Origin of the sequence: Pseudomonas helmanticensis (assembly GCF_900182985.1) — a bacterium.
Lineage (GTDB): Bacteria > Pseudomonadota > Gammaproteobacteria > Pseudomonadales > Pseudomonadaceae > Aquipseudomonas > Aquipseudomonas helmanticensis.
Genome location: NZ_FXUY01000001.1, coordinates 51,834 through 69,426, shown reverse-complemented (window position 1 = coordinate 69,426; position 17,593 = coordinate 51,834). Strand labels below are relative to the sequence as shown.

General features: G+C 59.7%; 12 protein-coding genes. 6 read left to right on the top strand and 6 right to left on the bottom strand.

Annotation, left to right across the window (positions count from 1 at the left end):
- Positions 1–77: 77 nt before the first annotated feature.
- From QOL84_RS00295 to QOL84_RS00285, 3 genes are all read right to left on the bottom strand, one after another.
- The gene (locus tag QOL84_RS00295) at positions 78–1,322 is read right to left on the bottom strand and encodes a lipoprotein-releasing ABC transporter permease subunit (RefSeq protein WP_283435734.1); all 1,245 of its coding nucleotides are present in this window, start codon (positions 1,320–1,322) and stop codon (positions 78–80) included.
- Between the two features lie 63 nt (positions 1,323–1,385).
- Complete coding sequence (lolD, locus tag QOL84_RS00290; protein WP_129394785.1) at positions 1,386–2,084, bottom strand: lipoprotein-releasing ABC transporter ATP-binding protein LolD; 699 nt, start codon at positions 2,082–2,084, stop codon at positions 1,386–1,388.
- Positions 2,077–3,327, bottom strand: coding sequence for a lipoprotein-releasing ABC transporter permease subunit (locus QOL84_RS00285; protein ID WP_283435733.1), 1,251 nt, complete (start codon positions 3,325–3,327; stop codon positions 2,077–2,079). Before QOL84_RS00285 ends, lolD begins: the two co-directional genes overlap by 8 nt.
- Before the next feature lie 94 nt (positions 3,328–3,421).
- On the opposite strand from QOL84_RS00285, the gene QOL84_RS00280 reads away from it, so the two are divergent.
- Positions 3,422–4,003 carry a PilZ domain-containing protein gene (locus QOL84_RS00280; protein ID WP_129394787.1) on the top strand — a complete coding sequence of 194 codons (582 nt, stop codon included), beginning with the start codon at positions 3,422–3,424 and terminating at the stop codon, positions 4,001–4,003.
- Positions 4,004–4,017: 14 nt separating this feature from the next.
- Entirely contained in the window at positions 4,018–4,740 is a 723-nt protein-coding gene (locus QOL84_RS00275; RefSeq protein ID WP_283435732.1) for a glycerophosphodiester phosphodiesterase, read from the top strand.
- Positions 4,741–4,782: 42 nt separating this feature from the next.
- Here QOL84_RS00275 and sthA read toward each other — a convergent pair whose 3' ends face one another.
- A complete protein-coding gene (gene sthA / locus QOL84_RS00270; protein ID WP_064117858.1) occupies positions 4,783–6,177 on the bottom strand; it encodes a Si-specific NAD(P)(+) transhydrogenase in 1,395 nt (464 codons plus the stop codon).
- 197 nt (positions 6,178–6,374) lie between these two features.
- Positions 6,375–7,361, bottom strand: coding sequence for an FAD:protein FMN transferase (locus QOL84_RS00265; RefSeq protein ID WP_283438605.1), 987 nt, complete (start codon positions 7,359–7,361; stop codon positions 6,375–6,377).
- 136 nt (positions 7,362–7,497) lie between these two features.
- Here QOL84_RS00265 and tcuC point away from each other — a divergent pair, with 136 nt between their 5' ends.
- The gene (gene tcuC, locus QOL84_RS00260) at positions 7,498–8,799 is read left to right on the top strand and encodes an MFS transporter (RefSeq protein ID WP_283435731.1); all 1,302 of its coding nucleotides are present in this window, start codon (positions 7,498–7,500) and stop codon (positions 8,797–8,799) included.
- 170 nt (positions 8,800–8,969) lie between these two features.
- Here tcuC and QOL84_RS00255 read toward each other — a convergent pair whose 3' ends face one another.
- Positions 8,970–10,433: a glyceraldehyde-3-phosphate dehydrogenase gene (locus QOL84_RS00255; protein WP_129394791.1), complete on the bottom strand. Its 1,464-nt coding sequence runs from the start codon at positions 10,431–10,433 to the stop codon at positions 8,970–8,972.
- Between the two features lie 354 nt (positions 10,434–10,787).
- Between QOL84_RS00255 and mfd the strand changes: the two genes are divergently transcribed.
- From mfd to QOL84_RS00240, 3 genes are read left to right on the top strand one after another with little or no spacing between them, the layout of a single operon-like run.
- Positions 10,788–14,237, top strand: a complete 3,450-nt coding sequence (mfd, locus tag QOL84_RS00250; protein WP_283435730.1) for a transcription-repair coupling factor — start codon at positions 10,788–10,790, stop codon at positions 14,235–14,237.
- A 10-nt stretch (positions 14,238–14,247) separates the two neighbouring features.
- A complete protein-coding gene (locus tag QOL84_RS00245; RefSeq protein ID WP_283435729.1) occupies positions 14,248–14,814 on the top strand; it encodes a CsiV family protein in 567 nt (188 codons plus the stop codon).
- An 11-nt stretch (positions 14,815–14,825) separates the two neighbouring features.
- On the top strand, positions 14,826–17,516 hold the full coding sequence (locus QOL84_RS00240) for a DEAD/DEAH box helicase (protein WP_129394794.1): 2,691 nt from the start codon (positions 14,826–14,828) through the stop codon (positions 17,514–17,516).
- The last annotated feature ends 77 nt before the right edge of the window (positions 17,517–17,593 follow it).

The following is a 17,593-nucleotide window of genomic DNA, read 5'->3' as shown; positions in this document are numbered from 1 at the left end:
CGTCCCCTGCAGAGCCGAACGCGGAGCGTCCGTTGAGGCATTCCCACGCAGAGCGTGGGAACGAGCATGGAGGTCGCTTACGAATATCTCAGGGCGTGAGCTGGCTCGATCTTCGCCGCTCGCCACGCCGGGTACACCGTTGCCAAGAAGCTTAGAATGAACCCCGCCGAGCAGATCAACAGCACATCCCCAGCCTGCAATTCCGACGGCAGATTGCTGACGAAGTACACGTCAGAACTGAAGATATGCTGCCCGCTCACGCGCTCGATCCAGCCAACCATCTCGCTGACATTCAGCGCAGCAATCACGCCCAGTACGCCGCCAATAATGGTGCCGACAATGCCAATCACCGTGCCTTGCACCATGAAGATCGCCATGATCTGCCGTGGCGTGGCGCCGATGGTACGGAGAATCGCGATGTCCGCGCCCTTGTCGTTCACCACCATGATCAGCGTCGCGATGATGTTGAACGCCGCCACCGCGACGATCATCAGCAACAGCAGGCCGATCATGGTTTTTTCCATCTTCATCGCGCTGAACAGACTGCCTTGGGTGTGAGTCCAGTCGTCAGCCTTGAACTCCGCGCCCAAACTGGCGGCGATGTCCGAGGACACCTTCGGCGCGGCATACAGATCCTTGACCGCCAGACGCACGCTCTGCACCTGATTCGGCTGCCAGTGCTGCATGGTCGCGGCGTCAGCCACGTGGATCAGGCCCATCGAGCCGTCCAGTTCGGCGCCGACCTTGAACACGCCCACCACGTTCAGCCGCTGCATACGCGGGGTGATGCCACCCGGTGCGGTGCTGACTTCCGGGACGATCAGGGTGATTTTGTCGCCGACGTTGAGACGGAAACGACGCGCAGTAATCTCACCGATCACCACACCGAACTCGCCCGGTTTCAAGTCATCGAGACGGCCCTGCACAATGTGTTGGGCAACGATCGACACCTTGCCTTCCTGGGCGGGATCAACGCCGCTGATCTGGATCGGCTGCATCAACCCTTTATAGGAGAGCATGCCTTCCATTTCAGTGAACGGGACGGCGGCGGTCACTTCGGGATTCTTCATCGCGGCGGCGGCAACCGGCTGCCAGTCATCGATCGGCTTTACGCCAACGATGGTCGCGTGCGGCACCATGCCGAGGATGCGCGAGCTCATCTCGCGCTGGAAGCCGTTCATTACCGACAACACCACGATCATCGCCAGCACGCCGAGGGCGAGACCGATCATCGAGGTCATCGAAATGAACGAAACAAAGCGATTGCGGCGCTTGGCGCGGGTATAGCGCGTGCCGATAAAGATCGATAACGGTCTGAACATTCGCTGGGGCACCGTATAAAAATAAAAGACCCGACGCCTTTGCAGACGTCGGGTTGCAGCCAATCAGACAGGCGTGAGGCAACCTTCTTGCAGGTGCAGCACGCGGTCCATCTGGCGGGCCAGGTTCATGTCGTGAGTCACCACCAGAAACGCGGTGCGCATTGAGGTGCTGAGTTCCAGCATCAAATCCTGAATGCCTTGCGCGGTGTGGGAGTCGAGGTTGCCGGTCGGCTCGTCGAGCATCACCAGGCCTGGCTTGTTCACCAGCGCGCGGGCGATGGCGACACGCTGACGCTCACCACCGGACAGTTCGGATGGCTTGTGCTCAAGGCGATGGCCGAGGCCGACTCGTTCCAGCAAAGCAGTCGCACGCTGACGCGCTTCAGGGATCGGCGTCTTGCCGATCAGCAGCGGCATGCACACATTTTCCAGCGCAGTGAATTCCGGCAGCAAATGGTGGAACTGGTAAACGAAACCGAGCGAACGGTTACGCAGCAGGCCACGCTTCTTTTCGCTCAGCGCCGACAACTCTTCGCCGTCGAGCCAGACACTGCCCTTGGTGGGCGTATCGAGACCACCGAGCAGATTGAGCAAAGTACTTTTGCCCGAACCCGAGGTGCCAACGATTGCCACGCGCTCACCCGGGTGCAACTCCAGTTGCAGGCCGGCCAGTACTTCTACCGATTCCGGGCCTTCCTCGTAGGATTTGCCCAGGTTGCGGCAGCTCAAGATTGCTTGTTCACTCATGCCCGACTCACTCATAACGTAACGCCTCCGCCGGCTGGGTGCGCGCGGCACGCCAGGCTGGATACAGGGTGGCGAGGAAACTCAGGACCAACGCCGCTGCGCAGACCATGACCACATCCTGGCTCTGCACCTGCGACGGAAGATAATCAATGAAATACACGTCAGCATTAAGGAATTTATGGCCGATCAGGCCTTCCAATGCCGCGATGGCTGCGCTGACGTTAAGCGCGGCGAAAATCCCGACCACCGCACCGATGGCCGTGCCGACCACGCCGATCACCGTGCCTTGCACCATGAACGTGCGCATGATCGTGCCCGGCGTTGCGCCCAACGTACGCAGAATGGCGATGTCGCCCTTCTTGTCGTTGACCACCATCACCAGCGTGGAAATGATGTTGAACGCGGCAACAGCAACGATCAGCAGCAACAGCAGGCCGATCATGGCTTTTTCCATGCGGATCGCCTGATACAGATTGCCGTGGGTGCGCGTCCAGTCGCGGGCGTAATAATGGTCTTCGCCAAGTTGCTGGGCGATGTTCCATGCCACGCGCGGCGCCTGGAACAAGTCATCGAACTTCAGGCGGATGCCCTGCACCTGATCAGGCTTCCAGCGGTGCATCTTCGCCAGATCCTGCAGATTGGTCACGCCCAGATAGCCGTCGAGTTCGCCAGCGCCGACATGGAAAATGCCGACCACGGTGAAGCGCTTCATGCGCGGGAACATCCCGGCCGGGGTCACGCTGACCTCCGGCGCGACGAAGGTGACCTTGTCACCAATGCCGACACCGAGCTTGGTCGCGGCCTTGTCGCCGATGACGATGCCGAAACTGCCCGGCGTCAAATCGTCGAGTTTGCCCTGCTTCATGAAGTTGTCGATGATCGACACATTGCGTTCGAGCGCAGGGTCGATGGCATTGAGCAACACCTTGGAGACCTGACCGTTGTTGGTCAGCAGCCCCTGCATCTGGGTGAACGGCGCAACGGCCGTCACCTGCGGGTTCTGCTTGACCTTGGTGGCCAGGCTTTGCCAATCGTTGATCGGCTCAGTGGATTCAATGGTCGCGTGGGGCACCATGCCCAACACGCGGGTGCGCATCTCATGATCGAAGCCATTCATCACCGACAGCACGACGATCATCACGACCACGCCAAGGGCGAGCCCGATCATCGAAGTCAGGGAAATGAATGACACAAAATGATTGCGACGCTTTGCACGGGTATAACGCGTGCCGATAAATACGAAGAGAGGTCTGAACATGTCGGGGCTTGTTCGGAGGGAAAAGGAACGTCCTTGTGGCGGGGGTCGATAACCAGCTTTACACTCAGACCACCGCCGCTACCATGGGTTCGCCATGTCGACATTAGATGAAGAAGATCGCCGCGAATACTACCGTATCGAGGACACGATCGCACTGGAAATTCGGCCCCTGTCTGCTCCCGAAGCCGCAGGCCAGGAAGTGTTGCAGGATGCTTCCCCGCTGTTCAACCTGCTCAGCGAACTGCACCTGAGCGAATTCGAGTCGCAGCACCTGTTGCGCCAGATCAGCGAGCGCGACCGGGCTATCGCCGCGTTCCTGAAATCGCAGAACAAACGCATCGACCTGCTCAGCCAGGTGGTCGCCCTGACCGTGCTCGGCCAGATCGGCGAGCCACAACCGGTGATCATCTCCGAGGGCGGGATCGACTTCCAGCACCCGACGCCGATTGCCACCGGCGCACACCTGTCGGTGAAACTGGTGCTGATGCCGCAAGCGCTGGGCCTGTTGCTGCGCGCGCGCGTGACCCATTGCGACCGCAAGGGCGACGGTTATGACGTCGGCACCGAGTTCGAACACCTGACCGATGCCCAGCGTCAGTTGCTCGCCCGCTATATCTTGCAGAAGCAGGCCCAGGAACGACGCCTGGCCCGCGAACAAAACGAATCAGGCATTTAATTTAAGGAAGAACCGTGACCCTCATCTACGGCCACCGCGGCGCCAAGGGCGAAGCACCGGAAAATACCCTGAGCAGCTTTCAGGAATGTCTCAAGCACGGCGTGCGCCGTTGCGAACTCGATCTGCACCTGTCCAAGGACGGCGAGTTGATGGTCATCCACGACCCGACCCTCAAGCGCACCACCGACCGCCGTGGCAAAGTCGTTGAGCACACCGCCGCCGATCTGGTGACCTACGACGCGCGCAAGGGTGGCCCGGGCTGGATCAAGCCGTGTCCGATTCCGACGCTGGAAGAGTTGTTCGAGAAGTGTGATTTCGAGCACTGGCAACTGGAAGTCAAAAGCACTTCACGCACCCGCGCCGCCACCACGGTGCTGGCGATTCGTGAAATGGCCCAGCGGCATGGCCTGCTCGACAAGGTGACAATCACCTCGAGTTCACGGGAAGTATTGAAAGCGGCGCTGGATCTGGTGCCGGATGTGTCGCGCGGACTGGTCGCCGAATATGCCTGGCTCGACCCGTTGAAGGTCGCGGCCAGTTATGGCTGTGAGATTCTCGCGCTGAACTGGACCCTGTGTACGCCGGAACGCCTGCAGAAGGCGCAGCGTCAGGGGCTGCATGTGTCGGTGTGGACCGTCAACGAGCCTGCGCTGATGCGCAGACTCGCCGACTTCGGCGTTGACAGCCTGATTACAGACTTTCCCGGTTTGGCCACTGCCACGCTCGAGAATTGCTGAAATCGGTCTCCCCGGCCGGCTCAGGCCACCGGCCGGAGCCCGTCAAAAAAGCCGGTTGAGGCCGTCGTACGCCGCTACCCGATAGGCTTCAGCCATGGTCGGGTAGTTGAACGTGGTGTTGACGAAGTACTTCAGCGTGTTCAGCTCGCCCGGCTGGCTCATGATCGCCTGACCGATGTGCACGATCTCCGACGCCTGATAACCGAAGCAGTGAACGCCCAGCACTTCCAGGGTTTCACGGTGGAACAGGATCTTCAGCATGCCTTGCGGCTCGCCGGCGATCTGCGCACGCGCCATGCTCTTGAAGAACGCTTTGCCGACTTCGTACGGCACTTTGGCCTGGGTCAGCTCCTGCTCGTTCTTGCCGATCGAGCTGATCTCCGGAATGGTGTAAATGCCGGTCGGCACGTCATTCACAAAGCGCCAGCTACCGTTATCGACAATGCTGCCAGCGGCCGAACGACCCTGGTCGTGGGCGGCACTGGCCAGGCTTGGCCAGCCAATCACGTCACCGGCACCGTAGATGTTCGGTACGCAGGTGCGGTAAGCCTCGTCGACTTCGATCTGGCCGCGGCTGTTGACCTTGACGCCGATGTTTTCCAGACCCAACTGGTCGGTGTTACCGGTACGACCGTTGCACCAGAGCAAGGCATCGGCCTTGATCTTCTTGCCGGACTTCAGGTGCAGGATCACACCGTTGTCGACGCCTTCAACGCGATCGTAATCTTCGTTGTGGCGCACGGTGATGTTGTTGTTGCTGAAGTGGTAGCTCAACGCCTGGGAGATTTCCGAGTCGAGGAAGCTCAGCAACTGACCACGGTTATCGACCAGCTCAACCAGTACACCCAGACCACTGAAGATCGAGGCGTATTCGCAACCGATCACGCCAGCGCCGTAAACGATCAGTTTACGCGGGGTGTGGCCGAGGCTGAGGATGGTGTCGCTATCGTAGATACGCGGGTGGTGGAAATCGATGTCCGCCGGGCGATACGGGCGCGAGCCGGTGGCGATGATGATGTGCTTGGCCACCAGTTTTTCGACCACGCCGTTGGCGCAGACCACTTCGATGGTTTGCTCGTCGGCGAAGCTGCCGGTGCCGAAGAACACGTCGACACGGTTACGGGCGTAGTAGCCGGTGCGCGAAGCGACTTGTTTGGAAATGACTTTCTCGGCGCTTTTCAACACGTCCGGGAAGGAAAACCAGCGCGGCTCGCCGATCGCCCGGAACATTGGGTTGGTGTTGAACTGCATGATCTGCCGCACCGAGTGACGCAGTGCCTTGGACGGAATGGTGCCGAGGTGGGTGCAGTTGCCGCCGACCTGGCGACGGCTGTCGACCATCGCGACCTTGCGCCCTGCTTTGGCGGCGTTCATTGCCGCGCCTTCTCCCGCCGGGCCGGAACCCAGCACCACCACGTCGTAGTTGTAGACAGCCATGCGTACTCCTCAGAACAGGCCGCGGTGCCAGCAGCACCGGCGGCTAAATCACGCCGAACGGCGGCGCGAAGGAACAATTGGGGGTCAATCAAGAACCCGGACACAGTCTATAGAAGCGTCAACGCCGCGCACATTAACCCTTGGTCGCGTCGTAGGCTACTTTTGCCTGCACTACAACGCCAGCTTTCGTATTGTTCTCAGTCAGTTTTTGCGCCACTGAGGCGTGCGAAAGCCGCACTGGTGCGGATCACAAAACCTGTATCGGCACGAATCACAAAGAATGCACCAATGTCATGTTTTTCGGCGTAGTCCCACGCCCTTTCCGGCCCGAGAATCATCAGCAGCGTCGATAGTCCATCGGCCATCAACGCTGAAGGATGAATCACCGTGACTGACGCCAGGTCGTGTAGGACAGGTGCACCGGTGCGGGCATCGAAGGTGTGGGAATAGCGTCGGCCATCCTGCAGGAAATAGTTGCGGTAATCGCCGGAGGTGGAGACGCCGTAGCCGTCGACATTAATGATGCGTTCGGCGACCTGTTGATCATCACGGGGCTCTTCCAGGGCGATACGCCACGCTGAACCGTCGAGCTTTCGGCCCTTGGCCTTCAATTCGCCGGTGGCTTCGGCGAGGTAATCGTGGATGCCCAGTGCGTCGAGCCGGGCGGCAATGGTATCGACGGCATAACCGGCGGCGATGCTGTTGAAATCGACTTCGACGGCGGCGTCCTTGCACAGTTGACTGCCATCGATGTGCAGATGCTCATGACCGACTCGCTGCAGCACCGCGGCCAGTGCGGCGGCGCTCGGGACTTTTTCTTCGCGCCCTTGCGGCCCAAACCCCCACAGATTCATCAGCGGTTCGACGGTGAGATCGTAGGAACCTTCACTTTTCACGGACAGCTGTTCGCCGACGCGGACCAATTCGAGCACCGAGGCGGGCATGATCTGACAGCTGTTGGCGGGCAGGGCGTTGAAGCGCTCGATATCCGAATCGTTGCGGTAAGTCGACATCTGACGGTCTACTTCAGCGAGGATACCCTCCACTTCGCCGCGAACTTGCGCCGAATCAGCTAGACCGGCGTGGCGCACGTATTTGATCGACCACGTGCTGCCCATGGTCGGGCCACCAAAACTTTCCATCGAATCGCCGTTGCCGCAGCCGGACAATACGGCGACCAGCATCACAACACTCAGCCAACGTCCAGTGAACAATTATTCATCTCCCTGCAAAACCACGACGGCCATTATGGATTAAAGGGCCCGCTCGCTCCCAACGGATGCTACGCGTTTATAAAAATCCAATAATGAGTAACTGAACATGTCCACCACCACGGGCAAAGGCAAAGCGATTTTTCGCGTTGTCAGCGGCAACTTCCTCGAAATGTTCGACTTCATGGTCTACGGCTTCTACGCCACGGCCATTGCCAAGACCTTCTTCCCGGCCGACAGCGCCTTCGCTTCCCTGATGCTTTCGCTGGCCACTTTCGGCGCCGGCTTCCTGATGCGGCCGCTGGGGGCAATTTTCCTCGGCGCCTACATTGACCGTCATGGCCGTCGCCAAGGCCTGATCATTACTCTGGCGTTGATGGCTGCCGGCACGGTGCTGATCGCCTGCGTTCCGGGCTACGCCACTCTCGGTGTGGCCGCACCGCTGATCGTACTGTTTGGCCGCTTGCTGCAAGGTTTCTCGGCGGGCGTGGAGCTGGGCGGCGTGTCGGTGTACCTGGCAGAGATCGCCACACCAGGACGCAAGGGCTTCTTTGTCAGTTGGCAGTCCGCCAGCCAGCAAGCGGCCGTGGTTTTCGCCGGATTGCTCGGGGTCGGTCTCAACCATTGGCTGAGTCCGGAACAGATGGGCGACTGGGGCTGGCGCGTGCCGTTCCTGATCGGCTGCATGATTGTGCCGGTGATCTTCGTTATTCGCCGTTCGCTGGAAGAAACCCCGGAATTTCAGGCGCGGAAACATCGCCCTACCCTGCGGGAAATTGTCCGTTCGATCGGTCAGAACTTTGGCATCGTCATCGCCGGCATGGCGCTGGTGGTGATGACCACGGTGTCCTTCTACTTGATTACCGCGTACACCCCGACGTTCGGCAAGGCTGAGCTGCACTTGTCGGACTTCGATGCGTTGCTGGTGACTGTGTGTATCGGCCTGTCGAACTTCTTCTGGCTGCCGGTGATGGGCGCAGTGTCCGACAAGATCGGGCGCAAACCCCTACTGCTGGCGGCGACGATTCTGGCGATTCTTACCGCTTACCCGGCGCTGTCGTGGCTGGTGGCGAATCCGAGCTTCAGCCATTTACTGATCGTCGAGTTATGGCTGTCGTTCCTCTACGGCTCGTACAACGGCGCGATGGTGGTGGCACTGACCGAGATCATGCCGGTGGAAGTGCGAACGACCGGGTTCTCGCTGGCCTATAGCCTGGCGACGGCAACCTTCGGCGGGTTTACGCCGGCGGCGTGTACTTATCTGATCCATGTGCTGGATAACAAGGCTGCGCCGGGGATCTGGCTGAGTGGCGCGGCGGTGTTGGGGTTGATTGCGACGCTGGTGTTGTTCCGCGGCAATAAGCATGAACTGCGCACCGCGCAAGCGGCCATACCCGGCGGCGCTCGATAGAACGCTTTCGCGAGCAGGCTCGCTCCCACAGGGAATTTTCTGAGCGACACAGATCCAGTGTGGGAGCGAGCCTGCTCGCGAAGAGGCCGGTACTGACAACACAGCTCTAAAAGGCACACAAACAAAAACGCCCCGACCAAAGTCGGGGCGTTTTCATGTGCAGCTATCGCTTAGCGCGGGAACGCTGGCGGGTTTACCCCGGCCATGTCTTCCATCACGCGGATCACCTGGCAGCTGTAACCGAACTCGTTGTCGTACCAGACGTACAGAACAACGCGGTTATCCTGGGTGATGGTCGCTTCAGCGTCGACCACACCGGCGTGGCGCGAACCAACGAAGTCGGTCGAAACCACTTCCTGCGAGTTAACGAAGTCGATTTGCTTGTGCAGATCGGAGTGCAGCGCCATGTAGCGCAGGTACTCGTTCATCTCTTCACGGGTAGCGGCTTTCTCAAGGTTGAGGTTGAGAATGGCCATCGACACGTTTGGCGTCGGCACACGGATCGCGTTACCGGTCAGCTTGCCGGCCAGCTCAGGCAGGGCCTTGGCAGCAGCGGTGGCAGCACCGGTCTCGGTGATTACCATGTTCAGCGCAGCGCTACGACCACGGCGATCGCCCTTGTGGAAGTTGTCGATCAGGTTCTGGTCGTTGGTGTACGAGTGAACGGTTTCGACGTGACCGTTGATGATGCCGAACTTGTCATTCACAGCTTTCAGCACCGGCACGATGGCGTTGGTGGTGCAGGAAGCGGCGGACACGATCTTGTCGTCAGCGGTGATTTCGCTGTGGTTGATACCGTGAACGATGTTCTTCAGCTTGCCTTTGCCTGGCGCGGTCAGAACAACGCGGTCGATACCCGGGCACTGCAAGTGCTGGCCCAGGCCATCGGCGTCACGCCATACACCGGTGTTGTCCACCAGCAGCGCGTCTTTGATGCCGTACTGGGTGTAATCCACTTCAGTCGGGTTCTTGGCGTAGATCACCTGGATCAGGTTACCGTTGGCGGTGATGGTGTTGTTTTCTTCGTCGATGGTGATGGTGCCGTTGAACGAACCATGCACCGAATCGCGACGCAGCAGGCTGGCGCGCTTGGTCAGGTCGTTGTCGGCGCCTTTGCGCACGACGATGGCACGCAGACGCAGACCGTCGCCACCACCGGTTTTCTCGATCAGGATACGCGCCAGCAGACGACCGATACGACCGAAGCCGTACAGCACAACGTCGGTGCCTTTACGGGCCGAAGCGTTTTGCTGGCCAACCACGTCAGCCATTTCTTCACGCACGAACTGCTCGGCGGTACGGCCGTTGCCTTCGTTGCGGAATTTGAACGCCAACTTGCCCAGATCTACCGAAGCCGCGCCGAGCTTGAGCTCGCTCATGGCTTTAAGCAGCGGGAATGTTTCGTGGACGGAGAGTTCGCTGTCGTCGGAAGAACGGTGACGCGCAAAGCGGTGAGCTTTGAGAATCGCGATGACAGACTGGTTGATCAGGCTGCGGCCATAGATCGAGCTCACCACGTTGTTATTGCGGTAGAGCTGACCGATAAGCGGAATCATCGCTTCTGCGAGAGCTTCACGGTCGATCCATTCACCAAGACACTGGTCGGGCTTCTGAGTCACGGTAACCTTCCACATGTAGGGGCAGAAAAAAGGGGCTACATTATGCCGCCCACAACCTCATTCAGCAATGCGCGCTTGTCGCGAAATCGGTAACAAAATTCCTTTCAAAAAAATCACGCCTCGCGCCAGCCCAGTAAATACGCGGCTTCCAGCGCAGTCAATTTTTCGTCGACTGTTAGACGATGTCTGTAACCCTCCGTAACACGAGCCAATTTCGGCACTACATAATCGCTAAAAAACGCCTGCTTTTTATGGTTACCACTACATTTCGCCGAAACAGCGAAGATAGACACAGTCTGCAACTGACAGGTGACACCGGACGCCGCTACAATTACCGACTTTGTCGCAAAGCCTGGAGCTCAACCTTCCGTGCCCGTTCTGCGTCTACCGCTACTCCCTGCCGAGGCAGGTAAACAGCATTGGGGCAATTTGCCCGGTGCTGCCCTCAGTCTGGCGATTGCCGAGGCTGCCAGCGCTGCCAAGCGCTTCACCCTGCTACTGACCGCCGACAGCCAGAGCGCTGAACGACTGGAACAGGAGCTGAGTTTCTTCGCCCCGGATTTGCCCGTCCTGCATTTCCCCGACTGGGAAACCCTGCCGTACGACCTGTTCTCGCCGCACCAGGACATCATTTCCCAGCGCATCGCCAGCTTATATAGGCTGCCGGAACTGGCGCATGGCGTGCTGGTGGTGCCGATCACCACGGCCCTGCATCGCCTGGCGCCGACCAAATTTCTGCTCGGCAGCAGCCTGGTACTCGATGTCGGCCAGAAGCTCGACGTTGAACAGATGCGCTCGCGGCTCGAAGCCAGCGGTTATCGCTACGTCGACACGGTTTATGAGCACGGCGAATTCACCGTGCGCGGCGCGCTGATCGACCTGTTCCCGATGGGCAGCAAACTGCCCTATCGCATCGACCTGTTCGATGACGAAATCGAAACCCTGCGTACATTCGATCCGGAAAACCAGCGCTCGATCGACAAGGTCGAATCGGTCAAGCTGCTACCGGCACGCGAATTTCCGTTGCAGAAAGACGCAGTCACCCGTTTCAAGGCACGTTTCCGCGAGCGTTTCGACGTCGACTTCCGGCGCTGCCCGATCTTTCAGGATCTGAGCAGCGGGATTACCCCGGCCGGCATCGAGTACTACCTGCCGCTGTTCTTCGACGAAACTTCGACCCTGTTCGATTACCTGCCGCAGGACACGCAAGTGTTCTCGCTGCCGGGCATCGAGCAAGCGGCCGAAAACTTCTGGAACGATGTGCGTAATCGCTATGAAGAGCGCCGCGTCGATCCATCGCGTCCTTTATTGCCACCCGCTGAATTGTTCCTGCCGGTGGAAGACTGCTTCGCGCGCCTGAAGAGCTGGCCGCGCGTGGTCGCCAGCCAACAGGACGTCGAAAGCGGTGCCGGGCGCGAGCGCTTTCCGGCGCAAGCCCTGCCGAATCTGGCGATCGAAGCCAAAGCCACGCAACCGCTGGCGGCACTGGCCGGATTCCTCGACGAATTCCCCGGGCGCGTGCTGTTCACCGCCGAATCCGCGGGGCGTCGCGAAGTGCTGCTGGAGTTGCTCGAACGCCTGAAGCTGCGGCCGAAAACCGTCGACAGCTGGCCAGACTTCGTTGCGAGCAAGGATCGTCTGGCGATCACTATTGCGCCGCTCGACGAAGGCCTGATGCTCGACGATCCGGCGCTGGCACTGGTCGCCGAAAGTCCGCTGTTCGGCCAGCGCGTGATGCAGCGTCGCCGCCGCGAGAAGCGTGCCGATGGCAACAACGATGCGGTGATCAAGAACCTGACCGAGTTGCGCGAAGGCGCGCCGGTGGTGCATATCGATCACGGCGTCGGCCGCTACCTCGGCCTGACCATTCTGGAAATCGACGATCAGGCCGCCGAATTCCTCACCCTCGAATACGCCGAGAACGCCAAGCTCTATGTGCCGGTGGCCAACCTGCATCTGATTGCGCGCTACACCGGCAGCGACGATGCACTGGCGCCGCTGCACCGCCTCGGCTCCGAGACCTGGCAGAAAGCCAAGCGCAAAGCCGCCGAACAAGTGCGTGACGTTGCCGCTGAACTGCTCGACATCTATGCCCGTCGTGCCGCTCGCGAAGGTTATGCGTTCGCCGACCCGAAAGCCGATTACGCAACGTTCAGCGCTGGTTTCCCGTTCGAAGAAACCCCGGATCAACAAACCACTATCGAAGCCGTGCGCGCCGACATGCTCGCGCCGAAACCAATGGATCGACTGGTCTGCGGCGACGTCGGTTTCGGCAAGACCGAAGTGGCCATGCGCGCGGCGTTCATCGCCGTGCACGGTGGTCGTCAGGTAGCGATTCTGGTGCCGACCACCCTGCTCGCTCAGCAGCACTACAACAGTTTCCGCGACCGCTTCGCCGACTGGCCGGTGACTGTCGAAGTGATGAGCCGCTTCAAGTCGACCAAGGAGGTCAACGCGGCGATCGCCGACCTGGCGGAAGGCAAGATCGACATCGTCATCGGCACGCACAAGCTGTTGTCCGACGACGTAAAAATCAAAAACCTCGGGCTGGTGATCATCGACGAAGAACACCGCTTCGGTGTGCGTCAGAAAGAACAGCTCAAGGCCCTGCGCAGCGAAGTCGACATTCTGACTCTGACCGCCACACCGATTCCGCGCACGCTCAACATGGCGGTGTCGGGCATGCGCGATCTGTCGATCATTGCCACGCCGCCAGCGCGACGCCTGTCGGTGCGCACTTTCGTCATGGAGCAGAACAAGAGCACGGTCAAAGAGGCTCTGCTCCGCGAACTGCTGCGCGGCGGTCAGGTTTACTACTTGCACAACGATGTGAAAACCATCGAGAAATGCGCCGCCGATCTCGCCGAACTGGTGCCGGAAGCCCGCATCGGCATCGGTCACGGACAGATGCGCGAACGCGAACTCGAACAGGTGATGAGCGACTTCTATCACAAGCGTTTCAACGTGCTGATCGCCTCGACCATCATCGAGACCGGCATCGACGTGCCGAGCGCCAATACCATCATCATCGAGCGCGCCGACAAGTTTGGCCTGGCACAACTGCACCAGTTGCGTGGCCGTGTCGGCCGCAGTCACCACCAGGCATACGCCTACCTGCTGACGCCGCCGCGCCAGCAAATCACTTCGGACGCAGAAAAACGTCTGGAGGCGATCGCCAATACCCAGGATCTCGGGGCGGGTTTCGTGCTCGCGACCAACGACCTGGAAATCCGTGGCGCCGGCGAACTGCTCGGCGATGGCCAGAGCGGTCAGATTCAGGCTGTGGGCTTCACGCTGTACATGGAAATGCTCGAACGCGCGGTGAAATCAATCCGTAAGGGCGAGCAGCCGAACCTCGACCAGCCGCTCGGCGGTGGTCCGGAAGTCAACCTGCGGGTGCCGGCACTGATTCCGGAAGACTATCTGCCGGACGTTCACGCGCGCCTGATCCTGTACAAGCGCATCGCTTCGGCCACCGACGAGGAAGGCCTGAAGGATCTGCAAGTCGAGATGATCGACCGTTTCGGCCTGCTGCCGGAACCGACCAAAAACCTGGTACGCATCACTGCATTGAAGTTGCAGGCTGAACAGCTCGGTATCAAGAAGGTCGACGGAGGGCCGCAAGGTGGACGAATCGAGTTCGCGGCGCAGACGCCGGTCGACCCGATGACCCTGATCAAACTGATCCAGAGCCAGCCAAAACGCTACAAATTCGAAGGCGCCACGATGTTTAAATTCCAGGTGCCGATGGAACGCCCGGAAGAGCGCTTTAATACTGTAGAGGCGCTGTTCGAGCGCCTCATCCCGAAAACTGTTTGAAGGACGCCGCATGCGCCTGTTTCGCTCACTGACTTTGCTACTGACTTTGGTAGCACCTACGGCGTTTGCCGATGACCTGTATCAGGTCGAGATGATTCTGGTGCGCCAGAACGCTGTGCCGGCGATTGTCAGCCGCGCAGCACCGGAAGACTGGGCCGCCGGCGCCCAGCGCTTGGCTGAGAACAGCACGCGGACACCGGCGCTCAATGATGTCGCCAGCAAACTCACCGCCAGCGGCGAGTACAGCGTGCTGATGCACAAGGCCTGGCAACAGACCCTCGGCGAAGCACCGGCGAAAGTCGCGGTCAGTGACGGCAAGGAGCAGTTCGGCCAGTTCCCGATCGAAGGCACGCTGGAGCTGAAGCTCGGACGCTTCACCGATGTCGCCGCCGACTTCTGGGTCAATCAGCTCGACGCCAATGGCCTGGTCACCGCCAGTGAACGCCTGAAACAGGACAGCCACACCAAAAACGGCCAGCTCAACTACCTCGACAACGGCCACCTGGCGTTGCTGATCAAGATCACTTCCCTGACTGCACCTGCGCCACGGGAAGCGCCTGAAGCGATTCCGGACTGATCGAAGTCCTTATGAACCCGCCGCTGAGTAAACCGTTGGCACCCTCCTGGGTCAGCCGATTCAAGGAACAGAGCCTGGAGCGTGGCCGCCGCTACGCCCTGGAAAACCGGGTACGCATCGCCCAGGTCGGCGATGCAACCATCACCGCCAGTTGCGAAGGCTCTGGCGGCAACGTTTACCGCCAGACCATTCACCTGCGCGAGTCAGCCAAAGGCACTCTGCTGCTGGTCGATGCCGGTTGCACCTGCCCGGTTCGCACCAATTGCAAACACTGCGCAGCGGTGTTGCTGAAAGTTCAGGAAACCCTCGACTACCCCGCCGCCGCCAAAGACGCCGAACTGCTGGAAAAACTCCAGGCTGTGCTGGAAAACCGCGGCCCGAAAGCACCGCCGCAAGTGCTGGTCGATAACGTTCAGCCAATGCCGCGCCTGTGGCTGGCCAGTGTCGAGTTCAGCGCTTTCGAACCGCGCAACGGCAAGATGCAGCGCTACATCCAGCATCGTGCGGCGCTGTCGTTCAGTTATCTGGACGAATACGTCAGCGGGCAGAAGAACAGTGACATCCTGATCCGCCAGGAAACCCAGACGCTGCGGATAAAACGTCACCCGGATGTCGAACAGTCCTACCGCGAACAGTTACGAATCCTCGGCTTTCGCATCGCTACGCGACAGAGCAAAGCTCTGCCGGAAAGTGCCGGCGAGCTGTATGAGATGGTCAACGACAGCGCGTGGCTGACGTTCACTCTCAACGATCTGCCGAAGCTGCGCACCCAAGGCTGGGAATTGCAGATTGACGAAGAGTTCGGCTTTGACCTGACCGCTGTGGATGACTGGTACGCCACAGTCGAACAGGCACCGGAACGTGACTGGTTCGATCTGGAGTTGGGGATCATCGTCAACGGTGAACGCCTGAGTTTGCTGCCGATCCTGCTCAACCTGATGCGCTCGCACGCGGAGATTCTCAACCCGGAACGTCTTGCGCGCCGTCGTGATGACGAGCTGATTCTGGTCAACGTCCCGCAACGCAACAGCGAGCACGGGCCATTGCAGGTGGCATTGCCGTTGGGCCGGTTGAAACCGGTGCTGATGACCCTCGGCGAGTTCTATTTGCAGGAGCCGGGCGAAACCACTTTGCGCCTGAGCAAGGCCGACGCCATACGCCTGAACTCGCTGGAAGGCATTCCGCTCCTGTGGGAGGGTGGCGAGCAGATTCGCACCTTCGCCCAACGCCTGCGCGACATTCGTGATTTCAGCGTTGAAGCGCCGGAAGGCTTGAATGCGACGCTGCGCCCGTATCAGCTTGAAGGCTTGAGCTGGATGCAGTCGCTGCGGCAATTGGAAGTCGGCGGGATTCTCGCGGATGACATGGGTCTGGGCAAAACCCTACAGACCCTGGCGCATATTCTCAGTGAGAAAATCGCCGGTCGCCTCGATCGCCCGTGCATGGTGGTGATGCCGACCAGTCTGATTCCGAACTGGCTGGATGAAGCGGCGCATTTCACACCGCAGTTGAACGTGGTCGCGCTGTACGGCGCCACTCGCAAGAAGCACTTCGACAATCTGGCGGATTTTGACCTGATTCTCACCACCTACGCGCTGCTGCCCAAGGACGTCGAACGTTTGGCAAAGCAGCCGCTGCATGTGCTGGTGCTGGATGAGGCGCAGTACATCAAGAACCCGAACAGCAAAGCGGCGCAGGCAGCGCGCGAGCTGAATGCGCGTCAGCGCCTGTGCCTGAGTGGTACACCGCTGGAAAACCACCTGGGCGAGCTGTGGTCGCTGTTTCACTTCCTGCTGCCGGGCTGGCTTGGCGACGTAAAAAGCTTCAACGCCGATTACCGCGTGCCGATTGAAAAGCGCGGCAGCGAAGTCCGGCTTCAGCACCTCAACGGCCGAATCAAACCGTTTCTGCTACGTCGCACCAAGGAACAGGTCGCTACCGAGTTGCCGCCGAAGACGGAAATCATCCACTGGGTCGATCTCAACGAAGCGCAGCGCGATGTGTACGAAACCATGCGCCTGGCGATGGACAAGAAAGTCCGCGACGAGATCACCCGCAAGGGTGTCGCGCGCAGCCAGATCATCATTCTTGAAGCGCTGTTGAAACTGCGTCAGGTTTGCTGCGATCTGCGCCTGGTCAACGACGCCACCCTGCCCGCGCGCGGCAGTACATCCGGCAAGCTCGACAGTTTGATGGAGATGCTGGAAGAGTTGTTCGAGGAAGGCCGAAGGATTCTGCTGTTTTCGCAGTTCACCTCGATGCTGTCATTGATTGAAGACGAGCTGAAAAAGCGCAATGTCTCCTACGCGCTGCTGACCGGCCAAACCCGCGATCGTCGTACGCCGGTGAAGGAATTCCAGAGCGGCAAGCGTCAGATATTTCTGATCAGTCTGAAGGCCGGTGGTGTTGGCCTGAACCTCACCGAAGCGGATACGGTGATTCACTACGACCCGTGGTGGAACCCGGCGACCGAGAATCAGGCGACGGACCGCGCTTACCGGATCGGTCAGGAGAAACCGGTGTTCGTCTACAAGATGATTGCCCGGGGCACGGTGGAAGAGAAGATTCAGCATCTGCAGAAGGAAAAATCCGACTTGGCGGCGGGCGTGCTGGATGGGCGCAAGGCCGGGGACTGGAAGTTGCAGAGTGATGATATTGAAGCGTTGTTTGCGCCGTTGCCGGACAAGCTCGAGAAGCGTTGAGATCTTTTTCGTCTGTTAGATAGCTTTCGCGAGCAAGCCCGCTCCCACTGGGTTACGAGTCGTACACAAAAATGTGA